Here is a 274-nt window from a genome sequence, read left to right as displayed (position 1 = left end):
AGGCATAGGCTTTGCTTAGCGCAAGTTTATGAAGCGTTTTATACCAACAAAAAACGGAAAGCAGATAACCCAGCAGCCCGAGTAACAGTATCCGGGCATCCAGGCCAAAAGCTAACAGAGCCGCGATAAAATCCCATAAGTGCGTCATCGGCGGCAGATGACTCGCCGCAAAACCCAGGCTTAATTGCGCAACTGAGGCAATAATGACGCTGAATAATCCCCACATCAGGCCCATTACACCGTACTCCCGAGGATCACAATGCCGCCAATAATG

1 protein-coding gene is annotated in these 274 nt (G+C 49.6%); it reads right to left on the bottom strand.

Translation table 11 applies throughout. The annotated features are described in order from the left end of the window. Positions 1-235, bottom strand: a 235-nt coding sequence (locus FN960_RS24035) for a DMT family transporter (protein ID WP_260682103.1), incomplete at its 3' end; no start/stop codon positions are given. Positions 236-274 lie beyond the last annotated feature (39 nt).

The sequence above is a fragment of the Alkalicoccobacillus porphyridii genome (assembly GCF_007293315.1).
Classification (GTDB): Bacteria; Bacillota; Bacilli; order Bacillales; family Bacillaceae_D; genus Alkalicoccobacillus; species Alkalicoccobacillus porphyridii.
The sequence above is the reverse complement of the archived record's forward strand: the minus strand, read 5'-3'. Positions and strand labels throughout refer to the sequence as shown.